Raw genomic sequence first — 16,154 nt, 5'->3', positions numbered from 1 at the left:
CAGGTGCCGTCGTCTGCGGTGTCGGCCCTGCAGGCCGGCAGCCCGCATCAGCCGCGCGACACGTCGGCGGCCACATCCGGCGCCTGCCCGCTTGAGCACGGCATGGACGCGCGGGGCGCCGTAGGTTCCCCGCGATCTCGTGTGGACGTCGGCGATCTGTTCCGCCAGCTCGGCGTCACGGACCGCGCGGGGACCAGGCTTGGCAGCGCGGCGGGCGTAGAAGGCGGTCCAGGAGACCTTCAGCAGCTCACACGCTCGTTTGACGCTGTGACCTGCACGCTTCTCCGCCTCGATGAACGGGTGCACCGTCACCGGGTCTCCTTCGCGAAGAAAGCCGTCTTAGATTCAACCGGTCGGAGCAACAGTGCTGGTTGAGGACGGTTTACGTGGAGAGACTGGGTCGGCCGGGGATGTCGGACGAGATGAAGGCCGACTTGTGGCGGCGGTGGAGGTCCGGGGAGTCGATCAGCGTCATATCCAGGCAGACCGGTAAGCCGCCCGGGTCGGTGTTCACCGTCCTCAAGCACCACGGAGGAATCGCTCCCGGACTCCGCAAAGGGCGCGCCAGAAGCTTGACCATGGGCGAGCGGGAGAAGATCTCACGCGGGCTTTGTGCTGGCGATTCCTACCGGGCGATCGCTGGCCTGCTGGGCCGTGCGGTGTCGACGATCAGCCGCGAAGACTGAGCCAGTGCGCTGGCGCGGGACCTCTGCTCATGGCGGGCCTTCTGCTCAGGGGCGAAGGTCGAGGAGGACCTCCGCGAGCTGCTCGGCCGCCCACTGCGCGCGGGTCGCGGTAAGGCGGCCGTAGCCGATGACCAGGGCCGGCGCGTGGCGCCGGGTGGCGTATCCGGAAAGGGCCATGGCGGCGATTCCGCGGCCTGCGAGGTGTTCGGCGATCATGTGATCGTGGAGTCCGGGGGGCAGCGGAACCAGCAGATGCAGACCCGCGGCGATGCCGTGGACCGGGCCGCAGTCGCGGATGACGGCGTGACTGCCCAGCGCAGTCACGAGGGCGTCGCGGCGGGCCCGGTAAACCTTGCGCACACGGCGTAGGTGCCTGTCGTAGCCGCCGGTGGCAGCGAGCCTGGCGAAGGTGAGCTGATCCAGGGTGCTGGGGCCGGCGCCTGCGGAATCGAGAGCGTCAAGCAGCGGTTGGCGCAACGCCGGTGGCGGGACCATCCAGCCCAGCCGCAGTCCTGGATGCAGGGTCTTGCTGACCGAGCCCAGGTAGACCACACGGCTACGGTCGAGGCCGGCCAGGGCGCCAATGGGTCTGCGGTCGTAGCGGAACTCGGCGTCGTAATCGTCTTCGATGATCACGGAGGTGCGCTGCGTGGCCCAGGCGAGCAGAGCCAATCGGCGTGTGGGCGACAGGGCCGTGCCTGTGGGGAACTGATGGGCCGGCGCGCACAGCACCGCCTGGGCGCCTGTTCGACGCAGCGCCTCGACGTCGAGGCCCTCGGCGTCCACGGCGACCGGCTCGGTGGGCAGGCCGGCGGCGACCGCGACCTGGTGCAGACGGGACCAGCCGGGATCCTCGACGGCCAGGTGCGACACTCCTCGCGCGGCCAGGACCCGCGCCACGAGGGAGACCCCATGGGAGGTACCGCAGGTGATGAGTACCTCGTCAGCCTCGACGGTCAGTCCGCGCACCCGGCTCAGATAGGCGGCTACGACCTCCCGCAACCGCCGCGCTCCTGCCGGCGGCGGGAAGAGCGACGGTTCCCATTCGATGGTGGTGAGGACGTGCTGCAGGGACCGGGTCCACGCGGGTGCGGGGAAAGCCGCCACATCCGGGGCGCCCGGCCGAAGGTCGGCCACCACCGGCGGCGGGGCAGGAGCTCGCCCGGTCTCTGGTGTCCGGTCCGGGTCGCGCGTGGCGGGATGGGTCGTGACGCGCGTGCCGGAGCCCTGCCGCGTCTGCAGTTGCCCCTCGGCGGCGAGCTGGGTGTACGCCTCGTTGACGACCCACCGGGAGCAGCCGAGTTCGGCGGCCAGCACGCGGCTCGGGGGCAACAGGTGGCCCGGTGCCAGGCGGCCCGCCACGATCGCGGCCCTGATCCCACTCGTCAGGCGCTCGTACAGCGACCCGCCGTCCTCGGACAGTTCGATGAGGAGGCCGCTGGCTCGATTGGTTCGGTGAATATCCACAAAAGAGGACTGTATAGCCGGACCATTCTTCTTTACCGTCGTTCTACGCAGTTGGTGGCAACAGGCCGCCGCGCCACGAACAGGAACACCCATCCCTGATGACGAACATCGAATCTGCCGCATTGACAGTCGTCGCCCAGTTGCGAGCCAAGCCCGGCAAGGAGCAGGTTCTGAGCCAGGCGCTCACTGCGCTCGTGGCGCCCACGTCGCGTGAGCCGGGCTGCGTCACCTACGACCTGCACGTCGGTGTGGACGACCCCGCCTCGTTCTGCCTCTACGAGATCTGGCGCAGCCGCGACGAGCACGCCGCCAACCTCCAGACCGCCCACCTGCAGGACTTCGTGGCCCGGCTGGACGATCTCCTCGACGGCGAGCTTCGGGTCACCCTTCTACGCCACATCGCCTGAATCCGTTCGCTCGACAAGCCTCGCCCTGCCCTGGAGGCAGGCCGGGCAGAAGCTCAAAGCACGGTATGTCCGCCTACGCGACGCCCTCATCCAGTCTGACGTAGTGCGATGCCGGGCGGCGGCGACCTCCGACTCGCTGCCGCTCGGCACGGTTTCCTCGGCGACCGCCCTCGGCCGGGCCTGCGTGATCCCGACCGCCGTGCCGACCGTGGCGGCCGCGGTGCCTCCGGTGAAGGGGGCCGGCCGCCCCTGTCGCGATCATGGGGATTCCGATAGTGGCGCCGATGATCGTGAGGGTCAGAAGCAGTCCGAAGACCATCATGGCGATGCCGCCCAGCACGCCCCGAAGGCCGACACCGCCCACCGTTGCACCGACCGCTACGCCGGTCACGCCCACGGCCGTCGCCCTGTCAATCCCCTCGAACTGTGGAGACCTTCCTATGCAGCCAGCTCCTCGGTGAAGCCGGCCCAGTAGTCGTGTTCGTAGTCGATCGGGCTCTTCCAATGGCACACGCTGTGTAGCCGACGGGTGTTGTAGAAGTGGGTGATCCAGGTCGCGATGCTGATCCGGGCCGCGGCGCGGGTGGCGAAGGTGTGCCGGTGGACGTACTCGACCTTCAGCACGCTGTTGAACGCCTCGCTGACGGCGTTGTCGAAACACGAGCCGACCCGGCCCATGGACTACTGACCGACGCGGTGCTGTGCGACCAGATCGCCTTCTACTTGTTGGCTGCCCAGGCTCCCGCCCTGATAGCGGCCTGGATCATCGAGCGCGCCACGAGCACACCGCACGTGTGGCAACGGCTGGTCGATGAGGCATCCGGACAGGATGGCAGCGCTCCTTATACAGACGCAGTCATCCGGGAAGCACTGCGTTTGCGACCGCCGGTCACAGCCATCCCCTGGCTGCTGCGCGGCCATGCGACATCGGCGGATACCACGTGCCGGCCGGGACATTCGCCGTAGCGAGCCTATGGGATCTGCACCGAAACCCCGATCTGTACCCCGATCCGGAGGAGTTCCGTCCCGAACGGTTCCTGGGGAACCGGCCTCCTCGTGGCGCCTGGCTGCCTTTCGGTGCTGACACGCACGCCTGCATCGACGGTCAACTGGCCTTCCTGCAAGTCACCGTGCTGGTGCACACACTCATCCGCCGTGGGCAGCTCCTGCCGCGACGCGACAGGACGAGGGAATCGGCCACCGCGCCAGCACGGAGCCCTTCCCCCTCCTAGGGCGTGTTTCGAAAGTGGCGTCGTCTGCCCGAAGGGCAGGCCCGGCGGCGTCTGGTGCGTGCGATCGCAAGGCGGAGGGTCGCCCCGATACTGGTTGTACCGGGGTGATCCCGACAACGCGGCTGGGGGTCCCCCCTCTGGGGGAGTGCGTGCCAGGCCTCGCCGGACAGACGGGACTTTCGAAACACGCCCTAGGTCTGTTGGGCGACGGACACCATCCGGCTGGCCCCATGGACCCGGGCGCGGAGCGCGACCAGGATCGCGTCATGCGATTCACAAGCGCTTCCGGCTCGTCCGGCTTCTCAGGCTCCTCCGCCCCTGCTGACTCTTCGGCCATGTCCGTGACGCGGCGGCGACTGCTGGCCCGCGCCGGCGGTTTAGCCGCACTGGGCGCCGCCTCGGCTCTGGCGCCGGCCGCTCGCGCGTCCGCTGCGCCGACGGCCCTCGAAGGGCCTGTACGGCTCGAACTCCCCCGCCCCACCGGACCATGTCCGCTCGGCGTCACCGAACTGCGTCTGGTGGACCGGACGCGCCGTGGCCCCTGGTGGGCGGGCGACGCGGCCGGGGAGTTCCGGGAGCTCATGGTGAGCGTCTGGTATCCGGCCGACCGTGCCGCGGCGGAAGACGGGCCTCGGGCGTCCTACATGCGTGCGGGCGCGGGCGCGGTCTTCGGGGCGGGCGCGGCGAAGATTCTCGGCGTCGACCAAGGGGCCATCGACTGGTCCGCTTTCGGTACCCACGCCCGCATCGGGGTGGCCCCGGTGCCCGGGGCCGTGCGGAGACCCGTGGTGCTGTACTCGCCGGGCATGTACAACGAGCGCACGCTCGACACCACCGCCGTGGAGGAGTTGGCGAGCCACGGCTATGTGGTGGTCACCGTCGACCCCGTCCACGAGGCACACGCGGTCGAGTTCCCGGACGGTCGCGTCATCGAGCCGGCACCCGGGCTCGGCGCCATCGAGGCGGGCGCCGACCGGTCCAGGGCGGCGCTGGAGGTCCGGGTCGCCGACATCCCGTTCGTCCTCGACCAGCTCGCCGTGCTCGCCCGCGGCGGTAACCCCGACGCCGGGAGGCGGCCGCTGCCGCGCGGTCTCGGGGAGAGCCTGGACCTCGCGCGCACCGGCATGTTCGGGCATTCACTCGGCGGGATGACGACCGCAGAGGCGATGCGCGTGGACCGCCGCATCCGCGCCGGGGTCAACCTCGACGGCCCGCTCGGTTACGACTGGACTGACCCCGAACTGCTGCTGCCGGTCGCCCGCACCGGGCTGGACCGGCCGTTTCTGCAGATGGGGGCCTGGCTCGAAGTCCCGTCCGGCAGGCTGCCACACACCCATGAGAACTCCCCGTCCTGGCGGGCGATGTGGCGGAACTCCACCGCCTGGAAGCGCGATCTGTGGACGGAGGCGGCCGAGCACAACTCGTTCACCGACTACCAGACGATCCTCCCGGGCCTCGCCGAGCGGCTCACGCTGCCGAAGGGGCTACCGACCCGGATGACCGGTACCGTCGACCCGGCCCGGTTCACCGTGAGCCGACGGGCCTACCTCACCGCCTTCTTCGACCAGCATCTACGCGGCCGCCACCAGCCGCTGCTCGACGGCCCCTCGCCGCTCCACCCTGACGTGCGATTCATCGGCTGAGGCGCCCGCACCGTCCATCGCCTGGTGCACGGGCGCGGGCGGTGTTGCTGGTCACCGGGGCCGTCTCTCCCTGCGCGGGTTCCACGCCAGACCCGCCGGGGGTTGGCCACAGGGCGGGTGCCAGCCGTCGCCGTGGTGGCGTGTGGCTGAGGCCGTGGGGCTCGACGCCGTTGTCCTGGTGCCCAAGGGCGCCACGAACCTTGGGGGGATGGCGCCCACCAGGACAACGACCCCGAGCCCAGGAGGCACTCTCGTGAGCGACACCATCCCTCAGAACACTGACGCGACGGCCTCGGACCAGTTCCGCCAGGACATGGCCAACGACCGGAACGACGAGGCGTACGGCGACTGCTGGGGCCCCAAGGAGGAGGGCTGACTACTGACGTTGTCGCCGTGATGTCGTGAAGGTGAGTTCGGTTTCGGCGAGGCATCCGTCGATGAGGTTGCTGCGGTACTGGATCTGGCGGAGACCGTGTCGAAGCGCGCTCATGAGGTGGTCGGGGTCGGTGAAGGCGGTGTTGGCCTGGCTGCTGCGTCGCAGCAGGGACCAGACGCGCTCGACGGGGTTGAGGTCGGGTGCGTAGGCCGGCAGGAAGTAGCAGGTGATCCAGTCGTGGGTGTCGATGAACTCCCGCAGTCGGCGGTCCTTGTGGACGTTGAGGTTGTCCCACTCGAGGACAATGGATGCGCCGAGCTGCTGGTGTGCGGCGATGAGCAGGTCGCGGTAGTCGGTCCAGGTGAAACTGCGTCTGCCGCCCCGCTTGTGATCGAGATGCCGCTTGGGCCGGTAGACCAGCCGTGAGCGTTCACCGTGCTTGTAGCAGGCCAAAGCGGCGCTGGGAGCGTCCCCGGACCCGGATGACGGGTGTGCGTCTGCGCCGGGCCCAGGGCCGTGCGGTGGGCGGCGTCATCGAGAAGCCGGCTTCGTCTTCGAAGCACAGCCAGGCGTCGAGCGCCGCCACGGACCTTCCACCTGCGGCCAGGTCTCCTTCACCCAGCCCGCCACGGCCTCCTGGTCACGCTCGACCGCGCGGCGGGCCGGGGCCTGGTGGCTGAAGCCGTGCCGGTGCAGCATCCGCGCGATCGCCGACAGCGTCATGCTCGTGTGGAACCGGCGCCCGATCAGCGTCTTGATTCGCGCCAGCGTCCACGTCTGGTCCGGCCAGCCGTGCCCGACCGGCCCCTTGGCCAGCTCCTGCTCGAGCACGCAGAACAAGGCCTCACTCAGCCTGGGCCGGGACACCGGCCCGGCAGAACGCAGGCCCTCGGCGCCGGCATCGTGCCAGGCTCGGTGCCAGCGCTGCACCGAGCTCACACTCACCCGTAAGTCCTTGGCGACCTCGGCGTTGGAGGCGCCCGCAGCGAATCGCTCCGCGGCCTCCAGCCGGATCCGCTCGCGAAACGCCTGCCGTTCAGGCGTCAGCCCACCACCCTGCGGATATCGACCGGCATAACGCGAGGACCACGCATTGAGCCGAAGCACGGTAGTTGTCATCAACGGCCTCCGTGACCTGAGGTTTCAACCGGACGAAGCAGCCTGGTTGTCACCGGTGAGGCAAGCGGTTCGTCACACGCCCTGACTCGGCAGCATTCCTGTCCCCGTCTACGGGAGGGTGTGTGACAGGCCGACAGTTCATTGGATCAGGTCTGTGTGTGGATGTTCGGGGGAGGCCGGGCAGACGTAGATCTGCATGTTGTCCGTGCTGCCCACTTCTACCCTCGTCGGCTGCGAGGGGTACCGGCCCGGGCGGCGAGAGCCAGCGAGGGCGGTAGCCTGCTCTTCCTGCGGCGCCCAGCTGCGACCTTCACCGCCGTCCCACTCCCGGGAAGCAATCGTCAGCAGCGGGACCATCTGCACCTCGCACACAGCGCAGTACCGGGGGTTCGGGTCGGTGCGGCCCCAAGGGGGCCAGCCGCCGACCTTCCAGCCGGGTGCGTTGCCCAGGTGAACGTGGTAGAACTCGCGCGGATACTGCCCGTAGGAGCTGTCCACGCCGGCACCGGCTGCCTGCCACCTGCTCCAGTCATCCAGCATCCGCTGCAGCTCCGGGCTCAGATCCAGGCTGTTGGGGTACTCGGTGATCGCTTCTGGCGCCAGCACGCACGGCTCTGGCACGTAACCCGGATAGTCCGCCTCGTACGGTTCCGGTGGGGTGGCGAGGATGTCGCCGACCTCCGCGGCCGACCGCCAGAACAGTGCGGTCGACGGCTTGTAGTCCGGTTCGTGTTCGTACGGGCACCAGAGAATCTGAAGCAGATCGGCCTGCCCGGGCGGCCGCAACAGGGGTATGTCACGCAGGAACAGCTGAGCCACGGGCAACAGCGGGATCGGGCACTCAGCGGGCCAGGGAGGGCCGGCGTCGAGCCGTTCAGCGAGTCGTGCGGCAGCGCGTTCCTTGAACGCTTCCTCTTCGGGCGTGTACGCGGGAGGCCGGTCATCAGGGCGCCACCGGGACTGCAAGCGTCTCTGGAGCCGCACATCGGTCAGTGACTCACGGAATCCAGTGTCCACGTGCAGATGCACGTCCTCGCAGTGCGGCCACGGCTCCCCTGCCGGCCACAGCAACAGCCCGCCGACCGAGCTGTCCCTGACCGAAGGCGACCCCGGACGTGGATGCAACCGGATGGCAGGTCGCGCCAACGGGGCCAACTCGGGGAAGACCGCGGTCACCTGGACGGGCCGCGGAGGAGTAGTACGTACGAAAACCATGCCGGTGATCCTGCCACCAGCCACCGACAGTCCCCTGCCGCCTCAACCCGCGTCACCGCTCAACTGGCCACAACGCCCACCAACCCCGGCCACGGTGACAACCAGCCTGCCTATTTGACAACCATCGTGCTTCGGCTCAGCACCGAGGCAGCCACCGACGCGAAGATGAAAGGTCAGTAGTCGAGGTCGAGGTAGTCGATGTCCGGAGGCAACCGCGCGCTGAACTCCGTGCTGCACATCATCGCGGTCTGCCAGATCCGCGACGGCGGCCGAGGCCAGGACTACTACCTGCGGAAAATCGCCGAAGGCAAGACGCCTGCAGAGGCCCGCAGGGCCCTCAAACGACGCCTGTCGAACGTCGTCTACCGCACACTCAAACGCGACCGCCACACGACTCTTGCTTCGGCCGCTTGACACACAGAGGCACTCATCAGCGTCTCCGACGGCACCTCCCGAGCCCGGTGACACCCCCCCAGGTCATGCCTTCGACAGGGGGACACAGTCATGCCGGGCCCGGAGGCCAGCGGCCCTATTGCAGGACCGCGAAGAACATAACGGGGGGCTGTCACGTTGTTGGGTGGGTAGGTGTCTGATGGTGCGTCGTGGCGTGGTGGAGCCCGGTTCCGGGCTGTGCTCAGGCCGTGTGGAGGGGTAGGCGGCGCCGGTGATCTGCTCCCAGATGGCGAAGCGGACGGCCATCTCGGCTCGGTAGTGGTGTGCGGACAGCCGGTGGCGTCGGGGCCGGAAGTGGGGTGAGATGCCGCTGAACGAGGACAGGAACCGCTGGGCTGCGCCGGTGCCGCGGAAGCCTTTCATCGCCCGTTCGCGCTGCCTTGTTGGCTGGTGGCTGTTCTCCGCCCGGTTGTTCGTACTTCGACTGCCGGTGCTCGACGCAGGGCATGACCTCGCGGTGGGCGGCGCCGTAGGAGCGGAGCTTGTCAGTGACGATCACCCGCGGCACCGTGCGGGTCTTCTTCATCAGCCTGCTGAAGAAGCGCCTGGCCGCAGCGGTGTCCCGGCGGTTCTGTACCAGGATGTCCAGGACGTTGCCGTCCTGGTCGACCGCCCGCCACAGATACTTCTGTTCCCCACTGATCTCGATGAAGACCTCGTCCAAGTGCCACTTGTCACCAGGCCGGGGCCGGCGACGGCGCAGCGAATCGGCGTACCGCTGCCCGAACTTGGCGCACCAGCGGCGCACCGTCTCGTAGGAGAGGACGATCCCGCGCTCGAGCATCAGTTCCTCGACCTCGCGGAAGCTGAGGGGAAGCGGTGGTACAGCCATACGCAGTGGGAGATGACCTCGACCGGGTATCGGTGCCCCTCGTACGACGGAGCCACGGCCCCCACGGAAGCAGCCCCCTCCAACACGATCAACCAGAAGATCATCCCACCCGCTCAGCCAACGTGACAGCGCCAGCCGCCGGCCCGACCTGAGTTCATGACAACCGGTGCTCCACGGTGGCCTTCGGCGGCGCCGGGCCCACCGGCTCCCACTCCCGAGACTGTGAGGGTTGCAACCAGCCACCCGGTTACCGCTCGTGCAATCTGCCACGTTCGGCATTGGGTCTGGAACAACTGCATCATGCGGGGCACCCTGGGCCTACCGGCCCTATCCAACTCGTGCCGCCGGGCCGGCCGGGGAGGGGGAAAAGATGGGCACCGACGACCAGGAGCCGGGTGGGGCGTCGATCACGTCGCCTAAGCATCTCGACCAGCTAGCCCGTGGCGTGTTGCGGGCCGCCCGTGACGCGGCCCGGGAACTGCGGCGGAACCTCCGGACCCGGATCGGCAGACGTGGGCCCTCGGCAAACTGGCAGGTCGGGCACAGGCGATGCTCGGGCCAGACCTGCCGCCCGCCGCTCGGTACGGCTGCAGGAAGGATTCGTCCGTACCGCTCTCGCTCTCGCCCTACACGTGCGGGCGCACAGCTGGGCACAGCCGCCTTCGGCGCGGCGGTCAAAACGAGGCCCGAGCCGGGTATGCCATGACGGCCAGACAGAAATAGGTAGGGGAGAATAACTTGATGCCTGAGGACTTACCTGGGCGCGCTGCGCAGGGCGAAATCGAAGCAATCAGCACACTGCTGGGCGCGAGGATCGACCCCATAACATTGGTGTTGTGGCGAAGTGCCAATACGGCTGTGGTGCTGACGCCGGAGCTGTTACAGGCATGGTTGGACACGGCAGAGGCGCAACGGCCGCGCTCCAGCCGGCGCGAAGAAGAGATGTTCGCCAACGCGGTCGGTAACGTCATCGGCCGGCTTGTGGGAGTTGCCGTTCAGACGGGCGAGCCCTGGAACGCCCTGCTCACCCATCCGCTGTTCACGGCCCCCGTGGTGTCTGAGCCGCTGGAGCCCCGATCCGGTCCCTGGCCGGAGGAAGGGGAGGAAGGGTCAGTTTTTGCTGAGGACTTACAGGCGCGAGCTGCGCAGGGAGACATCGCTGCCATCAGCACCGTGCTGGAGTTGGTGGCTCGGCCGGCGCGAGCGGGGCGGGAGCAAGGTAGTGTGCCGGTTCGGCTGACGCCGGAGCTGTTACAGGCATGGTTGGACACGGCAGAGGCGCAACGGCCGCGCTCCAGTCGGCACGAAGAAAAGATGTTCGCCCATGCAGTCGGTCACGTAGCAGTCTGCCTTGTGAAGCTTGCCGCGCAGACAGGCGAGCCATGGAATCAGATGCTCTTTCATCCGCTGTTCATGGCACCGGTGATCTCTGTGCCGGCCAAACTGCCTCCGGAGTCCGAAGGCGACATCACGGTATGGGTCGAGCCCGACGGGCTCCTACCGTTCCTCCGATCGGTCGCCGAACAGGCCAGGTGTAAGCCAGACGACGCTGCACGCGCCAAGATCCTGAAAACTGTCCGTCGCGCGATCCCCCGCGCGTCGCTCATCCAGGGAATCCGTGCTGCAGGGTTCCTGTCGTTCCTCCAAGCGATCTTCCAGGAGCTTAGGTGCTCAGATAAAGCCGCGCGCCACACGATCCGGGCGACTTTCCACCGTGGTCGGGGAGGTAGTCCCGTATCGCTCATGATTTTCAGGGACTTTGAGCGCTGTGTCTCCTGGTATATGCCCGGCGATTTGCCCCCGTCGGTGCTCTGGTCGCTCCGCAGTCGGGATGAAACCGCATTGGAATGGCTTGTCAGGCCAAATTCGCAAGGGAGGAGCGTTAATGTGATCTGGAGCTACGAGGACGGCTGCTGGGTGCGCTCTGTCGGCCCGCCGCTGTGACCTTCCTTCCGTCTCTGCAGGGCAGGCGCTCCGAACGAACGCTGAAGTCACCGCTCGTTAACGGCTCGCGTGGCACGCCCTTCCCCGCCGTCCCGGTCGGCGCCACGCTGGAGCTGGTGGTGACGATGGGCATCACGGCCGGAGGGACGACGAAACGGCGACGCTGCGCATTCAAGCGCTGCCGCCGCCTGCTGTCGAAAGATGCCTCGGTACTGGCCTCGCTGGGATCTGGGTGCACCTGCCCGACGGAGGGCGCTGTCACGTTGTTGGGTGGATAGGCGTCTGTCGCACGTCGTGGCGTGGTGGAGCCCGGTTCCGGCCTGTGGTCAGGCCGCGGTGGCGAGCCCGGCGACGCCGGTGATCTGCTCCCAGATGGCGAAGCGGACGGTCATCTCGGCGCGGTAGTGGTGTGCGGGCATCAGGTGGCGGCGGGGTCGGAAGTGGGGGCGAGATACCGCTGAACGCGGAGAGGAACCGCTGTGCTCCGCCCACGGAGCGGAAGCCCTTCATCGCCCGTTCGCGCTGCCTTGTTGGCTGGTGGCTGTTCTCCGCCCGGTTGTTCAGGTACTTCGACTGGCGGTGCTCGACGCAGGGCATGACCTCGCGGTGGGCGGCGCCGTAGGAGCGGAGCTTGTCGGTGACGACCACCCGTGGCACCGTGCGGGTCTTCTTCATCAGCCTGCTGAAGAAGCGCCTGGCCGCAGCGGTGTCCCGGCGGTTCTGTACCAGGATGTCCAGGACGTTGCCGTCCTGGTCGACGGCCCGCCACAGGTACTTCTGGTCTCCATTGGTCTTGATGAAGACCTCGTCCAGGTGCCACTTGTCACCGGGCCGGGGCTGCCGGCGGCGCAGCGCGTTGGCGTAGGTCTGCCCGAATTTGGCGCACCAGCGGCGCACCGTCTCGTAGGAGACGACGATCCCTCGCTCGAGCATGAGCTCCTCGACCTCGCGGAACGACAGCGGGAAGCGGAAGTACAGCCCCACACAGTGGGAGATCACCTCGACCGGATACCGGTGCCCTTGTACGACAGCGACGCACTCCCCACGGACCACCCCTCCCAGCCTGATCGACCGAAGATCATCCCGCCGGCCAGCCAACGTGACAGTGCCGCAGGGCGGCTCTGTCGTTCATGACAGGACAGTACGTCTGGACTTGAACGTGTTCAAAACCTCTGGACGCCTGTCCGGTGTGAGGTCGGCGACAGGGCGCGGCGGACTGCTCCCCGCACGGGCGACAGTCCGCCGCTGACCGCGGCCTACGACGGGACGACCGCACCGTCCGGCGAGCCTTCGGCGTCCGACTCCCGCGTCGGGTCGGTGAGTTGTTCGCGCACGTAGTTCCACACCACGGCGATGAGGGCGGCGACCGGAACCGCGAGCAGGCTGCCTACGACGCCGGCCAGGCTGCCGCCAAGGGTGACTGCCAGGAGGACCACCGCGGCGTGCAGACCCAGTCCGCGGCTCTGGATGATGGGCTGGAACACATTGCCTTCGAGCTGCTGCACCACGACGATGATCGCCAGCACGATCAGGGCGTCAGTAAGGTCGTTCGACACCAGGGCGATCAGGACCGCCACGAAACCGGCGAACAGCGCGCCCACGATCGGCACGAAGGCGGACACGAAGGTGAGCACCGCCAGCGGAAGCACCAACGGGACGCCCAGCACCCAGAGTCCGATGCCGATGAAGACCGCGTCGAGCAGACCGACGATCGCCTGGGAGCGTACGAACGCTCCGAGCGTGTCCCATCCGCGGGCGGCCACCGTCGGGATGTCGGTCGCGAGCCGGCCGGGCAGCTGCCGGGTGAGCCAGGGCAGGAACCGCGGGCCGTCCTTGAGGAAGAAGAACATCAGGAAGACGGCTAGGACGGCGGTGACGACGCCGTTCACCACGGTGCTCACGCCCGTGAAGACCGCGGTGACCATGCTGCCCGCGCTGTTGCGGATGCGCTCGACCGCGGCGTCCGAGGCCCCGGTGATCTGATCCTCACCGATGTTCAGCGGCGGTCCGGCCGCCCACTCGCGCAGCTTCTGGATGCCGTCGACGACACCATCGGTCAGTTCGCCGGACTGGGACGCCACCGGCACCGCGATCAGCGCCACGGTGCCCGCCGCCACGACGAGGAACAGCACGGTCACGACCGACGCGGCCAGGGCCGGGCGCCAGCCGCGGTTGCGCAGGAAGCGCGTCAGGGGCCACGTCAGCGTCGTGATGAATAGACCGACTATGAACGGCCAGACGACCGACCACATGCGTCCGAGCAACCAGATGACCGTGGCGGCCATCACCAGCACCAGCAGCAACTCGACCGAGACGCGCGCCAATGTGCGCAGTGCGGCACGTGTCTTCGTGGAACTCAAGGTGGCAGACATGGGGGTCACCTTATGGGTACGACCGTCCCCGCCACGGACGGGGAGCGGCCCGGTCCGCCCCTCATCCCCAGGTGGCACCCTCGGACCGACACAGCCGCGCTCGGCCAGGATGCAGGGTTGGGCAGCGGTCGTCATGGCAGTGGTCGCCGTACTCGGCATCGTTGCCGGTTTCTTCGGCCTTCCAGCCACGGGCTTGAGGTCGCCGACCGGCGCGGCACAACCTACGGTCACCGTAACAGCGACGGTGACCGCAGCAAGCGACAAGCCTCTACAGGACAAAGGCGGGGACCAGGGGACTCCCGCACCGACGGCTTCCTCAGACGCCACAACAGCCGTGTTCTATCACGGCACCGTCCGCCTGGAGGGATACTTCGAGTTGGACACGAATCCACCCAGCGAAGGCCTGGCGGTCGGCGGGGACATCCTGTTGCCTGAAACGCTGTCAGACGGCATCGCCCGCTTCGCGGATATCAGGATGGCGTTGGTCGAGGCTGATCAGAAGCCGCCGACACAGAGCGAATGCGCGAACCTGGTGCACACTCAAGGCAGGGACGTGGTGGAGGCCACCGCCGGAGAGTCATTGTGTCTCATCACTGGTCGTGATCGAACAGCTCTTGTGAAGCTGAAGAAGGTTCTCTTCGGCGGCACTGATGATCCGAACGAGGACAGCGCTCAGGCGGAAATCACGGTCTGGGATAAGTAGCAGGTCGTGCAAGGCTCGTGACCTCGTGAACACACTCGCCGATACCGCTTATCTGTCACGCATTGGCGTACGGCGAGATGACTCCCGAAGCCGTCGACAGACGTCTCCCGTTGTCGCATGCATAGCCATGAGGGGCCACCACCAAGAACTCACGTCTCTCGTGTCCGCCACCGGTGGAAGAACGTCATGCCCTGTCCTTTTCCCGAAGGCGGAGTATGTCCCTGTGTCGGAGGCTGCGCGACCCACTCCAACAGCACGTCGGCCGGGCTCGCACGGACAGGTTCATGCCGCGCCCCTCCGGCAGCCGGGCGAGGAGCCGCTCCCGGCGCCGGTCGCATGTGCTGTTGGACACGCGTCATCCGGTTGAGGGCCGGCGCCGAGGGCGGGCTGGTGCTCGGCGGGTGCCACTTCGCGAGCTTCGCGCAGGAGTGGAAGATCTCCGCCGTGCTCTGCCTGGGCGTTCTCGCGGCCATCGTGTGGGAGACGCGATTCAAGGCCGCTACAACAAATGGCGATCACCGGTCGCGGAACGGCGCTCGGCCGTGGTGCCGGAACGCCGAGCCGGACCAGGGCTACTTTCTGTCTGACAAATGATCACGGTTCGCGGAGCCAGAGGATGAGTGAGGCGATGCGGATGCCGGCGAGGTAGCGGGCGGCCAGCTCGTCGAAACGGGTGGCGATGGCCCGGAACTGCTTGAGCCTGCTGAAGCAGCGCACGACGACGTTGCGGGTCTTGTACTGCTCGGAGTCGAACGTGGGCGGTCGTCCGCCAGCCGATCCACGACGCCGTCGGCCCGCGACCTGGTCGGCCCGTTCAGGGATGACCGCCCGGATGCCGCGCCGACGTAAGCCGGAGCGGATGGCCCGTGAGGGCGTTGTCACGTTGTCGGCTGTGACTGCCTGACGGCGCGTCGGGGCAGGGTGGGCTTGGGAGCCGGGCCTGTGCTCAGGCCGCGGTGGCAAGGCCGGCGACGCCGGTGATCTGCTCCCAGATGGCGAAGCGGACGGTCATCTCGGCGCGGTAGTGGTGTGCGGGCATCAGGTGGCGGCGGGGTCGGAAGTGGGGGCGAGATACCGCTGAACGCGGAGAGGAACCGCTGTGCTCCGCCCACGGAGCGGAAGCCCTTCATCGCCCGTTCGCGCTGCCTTGTTGGCTGGTGGCTGTTCTCCGCCCGGTTGTTCAGGTACTTCGACTGGCGGTGCTCGACGCAGGGCATGACCTCGCGGTGGGCGGCGCCGTAGGAGCGGAGCTTGTCGTGACGACCACCCGTGGCACCGCACCCGTCCTCTTCATCAGGCGGCGGAAGAACCGCCTGGCCGCGGCCTTGTCCCGCCGGTTCTGCCCAGGATGTCCAGGACGTTGCCGTTTTGGTCGACGGCCCGCCATAGGTACTGCAACCGCCCGTTGATCTTGATGAAGACCTCGTCCAGGTGCCACTTGTCACCGGGCCGGGGCTGCCGGCGGCGCAGCGCGTTGGCGTAGGCCTGCCCGAACTTGGCGCACCAGCGGCGGATCATCTCGTAGGAGACGGTCACGCCGCGCTCGAGCATGAGCTCCTCGACCTCGCGGAAGCTGAGCGGGAAGCGGTGGTACAGCCCCACACAGTGGGAGATGACCTCGACCGGGTACCGGTGCCCTTGTACGACAGCGACGCGCTCCCCACGGACGACCCTTCCCAGGCTCATCAACCAGAAGATCATCCCA

General features: G+C 67.9%; 13 protein-coding genes and 7 pseudogenes. 10 read left to right on the top strand and 10 right to left on the bottom strand.

What is annotated here, in order from left to right:
• Positions 1–18 precede the first annotated feature (18 nt).
• Positions 19–306: pseudogene (locus QA802_RS41400) on the bottom strand (IS3 family transposase); the annotation flags it as partial.
• Positions 307–410: 104 nt separating this feature from the next.
• Here QA802_RS41400 and QA802_RS41885 point away from each other — a divergent pair.
• Positions 411–512: pseudogene (locus tag QA802_RS41885) on the top strand (hypothetical protein); the annotation flags it as partial.
• 66 nt (positions 513–578) lie between these two features.
• Entirely contained in the window at positions 579–686 is a 108-nt protein-coding gene (locus QA802_RS00205) for a helix-turn-helix domain-containing protein (protein ID WP_443042055.1), read from the top strand.
• Between the two features lie 45 nt (positions 687–731).
• On the opposite strand, the gene pdxR is transcribed toward QA802_RS00205, so the two are convergent.
• Positions 732–2,153, bottom strand: a complete 1,422-nt coding sequence (gene pdxR / locus QA802_RS00200; RefSeq protein WP_334517179.1) for a MocR-like pyridoxine biosynthesis transcription factor PdxR — start codon at positions 2,151–2,153, stop codon at positions 732–734.
• A gap of 98 nt (positions 2,154–2,251) precedes the next feature.
• Between pdxR and QA802_RS00195 the strand changes: the two genes are divergently transcribed.
• The gene (locus tag QA802_RS00195) at positions 2,252–2,560 is read left to right on the top strand and encodes a putative quinol monooxygenase (RefSeq protein ID WP_307049451.1); all 309 of its coding nucleotides are present in this window, start codon (positions 2,252–2,254) and stop codon (positions 2,558–2,560) included.
• A 438-nt stretch (positions 2,561–2,998) separates the two neighbouring features.
• Here QA802_RS00195 and QA802_RS00190 read toward each other — a convergent pair whose 3' ends face one another.
• A complete protein-coding gene (locus tag QA802_RS00190) occupies positions 2,999–3,184 on the bottom strand; it encodes an IS3 family transposase (protein WP_334517173.1) in 186 nt (61 codons plus the stop codon).
• On the opposite strand from QA802_RS00190, the gene QA802_RS00185 reads away from it, so the two are divergent.
• The 4 genes from QA802_RS00185 (at position 3,161) to QA802_RS00175 (ending at position 5,811) form a co-directional block, all read left to right on the top strand.
• Positions 3,161–3,526: a hypothetical protein gene (locus QA802_RS00185; RefSeq protein WP_334517171.1), complete on the top strand. Its 366-nt coding sequence runs from the start codon at positions 3,161–3,163 to the stop codon at positions 3,524–3,526. The genes QA802_RS00190 and QA802_RS00185 overlap by 24 nt on opposite strands.
• Entirely contained in the window at positions 3,502–3,792 is a 291-nt protein-coding gene (locus QA802_RS41395; protein ID WP_443042054.1) for a cytochrome P450, read from the top strand. The genes QA802_RS00185 and QA802_RS41395 overlap by 25 nt, the downstream gene beginning before the upstream one ends.
• A 335-nt stretch (positions 3,793–4,127) precedes the next feature.
• A complete protein-coding gene (locus tag QA802_RS00180) occupies positions 4,128–5,435 on the top strand; it encodes an alpha/beta hydrolase family protein (RefSeq protein WP_334517170.1) in 1,308 nt (435 codons plus the stop codon).
• A 253-nt stretch (positions 5,436–5,688) separates the two neighbouring features.
• On the top strand, positions 5,689–5,811 hold the full coding sequence (locus QA802_RS00175; RefSeq protein WP_334517169.1) for a hypothetical protein: 123 nt from the start codon (positions 5,689–5,691) through the stop codon (positions 5,809–5,811).
• Here QA802_RS00175 and QA802_RS41390 read toward each other — a convergent pair.
• A pseudogene (locus tag QA802_RS41390) lies at positions 5,812–6,930 on the bottom strand (IS630 family transposase).
• A 138-nt stretch (positions 6,931–7,068) separates the two neighbouring features.
• Positions 7,069–8,145 (bottom strand): hypothetical protein, encoded by a 1,077-nt coding sequence (locus tag QA802_RS00160; RefSeq protein ID WP_334517167.1) that lies wholly within the window; start codon positions 8,143–8,145, stop codon positions 7,069–7,071.
• Between the two features lie 198 nt (positions 8,146–8,343).
• Here QA802_RS00160 and QA802_RS00155 point away from each other — a divergent pair, with 198 nt between their 5' ends.
• The gene (locus QA802_RS00155; protein WP_334517165.1) at positions 8,344–8,559 is read left to right on the top strand and encodes a hypothetical protein; all 216 of its coding nucleotides are present in this window, start codon (positions 8,344–8,346) and stop codon (positions 8,557–8,559) included.
• 243 nt (positions 8,560–8,802) lie between these two features.
• Here QA802_RS00155 and QA802_RS00150 read toward each other — a convergent pair.
• Positions 8,803–9,534 (bottom strand): annotated as a pseudogene (locus tag QA802_RS00150) (IS6 family transposase); the annotation flags it as partial.
• Positions 9,535–10,171: 637 nt separating this feature from the next.
• On the opposite strand from QA802_RS00150, the gene QA802_RS00145 reads away from it, so the two are divergent.
• On the top strand, positions 10,172–11,374 hold the full coding sequence (locus tag QA802_RS00145; protein WP_334517163.1) for a hypothetical protein: 1,203 nt from the start codon (positions 10,172–10,174) through the stop codon (positions 11,372–11,374).
• A gap of 326 nt (positions 11,375–11,700) precedes the next feature.
• On the opposite strand, the pseudogene QA802_RS00140 reads toward QA802_RS00145, so the two are convergent.
• Both QA802_RS00140 and QA802_RS00135 read right to left on the bottom strand, forming a co-directional pair.
• A pseudogene (locus tag QA802_RS00140) lies at positions 11,701–12,420 on the bottom strand (IS6 family transposase).
• A 210-nt stretch (positions 12,421–12,630) separates the two neighbouring features.
• Complete coding sequence (locus tag QA802_RS00135; protein ID WP_334517161.1) at positions 12,631–13,746, bottom strand: AI-2E family transporter; 1,116 nt, start codon at positions 13,744–13,746, stop codon at positions 12,631–12,633.
• A gap of 133 nt (positions 13,747–13,879) precedes the next feature.
• Between QA802_RS00135 and QA802_RS00130 the strand changes: the two genes are divergently transcribed.
• Positions 13,880–14,449, top strand: a complete 570-nt coding sequence (locus QA802_RS00130; RefSeq protein ID WP_334517159.1) for a hypothetical protein — start codon at positions 13,880–13,882, stop codon at positions 14,447–14,449.
• Positions 14,450–15,043: 594 nt separating this feature from the next.
• Here QA802_RS00130 and QA802_RS00125 read toward each other — a convergent pair.
• Positions 15,044–15,364: pseudogene (locus tag QA802_RS00125) on the bottom strand (IS5/IS1182 family transposase); the annotation flags it as partial.
• Between the two features lie 155 nt (positions 15,365–15,519).
• Positions 15,520–16,113: pseudogene (locus QA802_RS00120) on the bottom strand (IS6 family transposase); the annotation flags it as partial.
• Between the last annotated feature and the right edge of the window lie 41 nt (positions 16,114–16,154).

This window comes from Streptomyces sp. B21-105 (assembly GCF_036898465.1).
Lineage (GTDB): Bacteria > Actinomycetota > Actinomycetes > Streptomycetales > Streptomycetaceae > Streptomyces.
Note: the sequence above shows the minus strand (reverse complement) of the source record. Positions and strands in the feature narration are given on the sequence as shown.

Excerpts from the sequence above, each read along its gene's own strand:
- QA802_RS00205 (WP_443042055.1), top strand. The coding sequence starts at position 579 with ATGGGCGAGCGGGAGAAGATCTCACGCGGGCTTTGTGCTGGCGATTCC.
- QA802_RS00195 (WP_307049451.1), top strand. The coding sequence starts at position 2,252 with ATGACGAACATCGAATCTGCCGCATTGACAGTCGTCGCCCAGTTGCGA.
- QA802_RS00180 (WP_334517170.1), top strand. The coding sequence starts at position 4,128 with ATGTCCGTGACGCGGCGGCGACTGCTGGCCCGCGCCGGCGGTTTAGCC.
- QA802_RS00160 (WP_334517167.1), bottom strand. The coding sequence starts at position 8,145 with ATGGTTTTCGTACGTACTACTCCTCCGCGGCCCGTCCAGGTGACCGCG.
- QA802_RS00155 (WP_334517165.1), top strand. The coding sequence starts at position 8,344 with ATGTCCGGAGGCAACCGCGCGCTGAACTCCGTGCTGCACATCATCGCG.
- QA802_RS00145 (WP_334517163.1), top strand. The coding sequence starts at position 10,172 with ATGCCTGAGGACTTACCTGGGCGCGCTGCGCAGGGCGAAATCGAAGCA.
- QA802_RS00135 (WP_334517161.1), bottom strand. The coding sequence starts at position 13,746 with ATGTCTGCCACCTTGAGTTCCACGAAGACACGTGCCGCACTGCGCACA.
- QA802_RS00130 (WP_334517159.1), top strand. The coding sequence starts at position 13,880 with ATGGCAGTGGTCGCCGTACTCGGCATCGTTGCCGGTTTCTTCGGCCTT.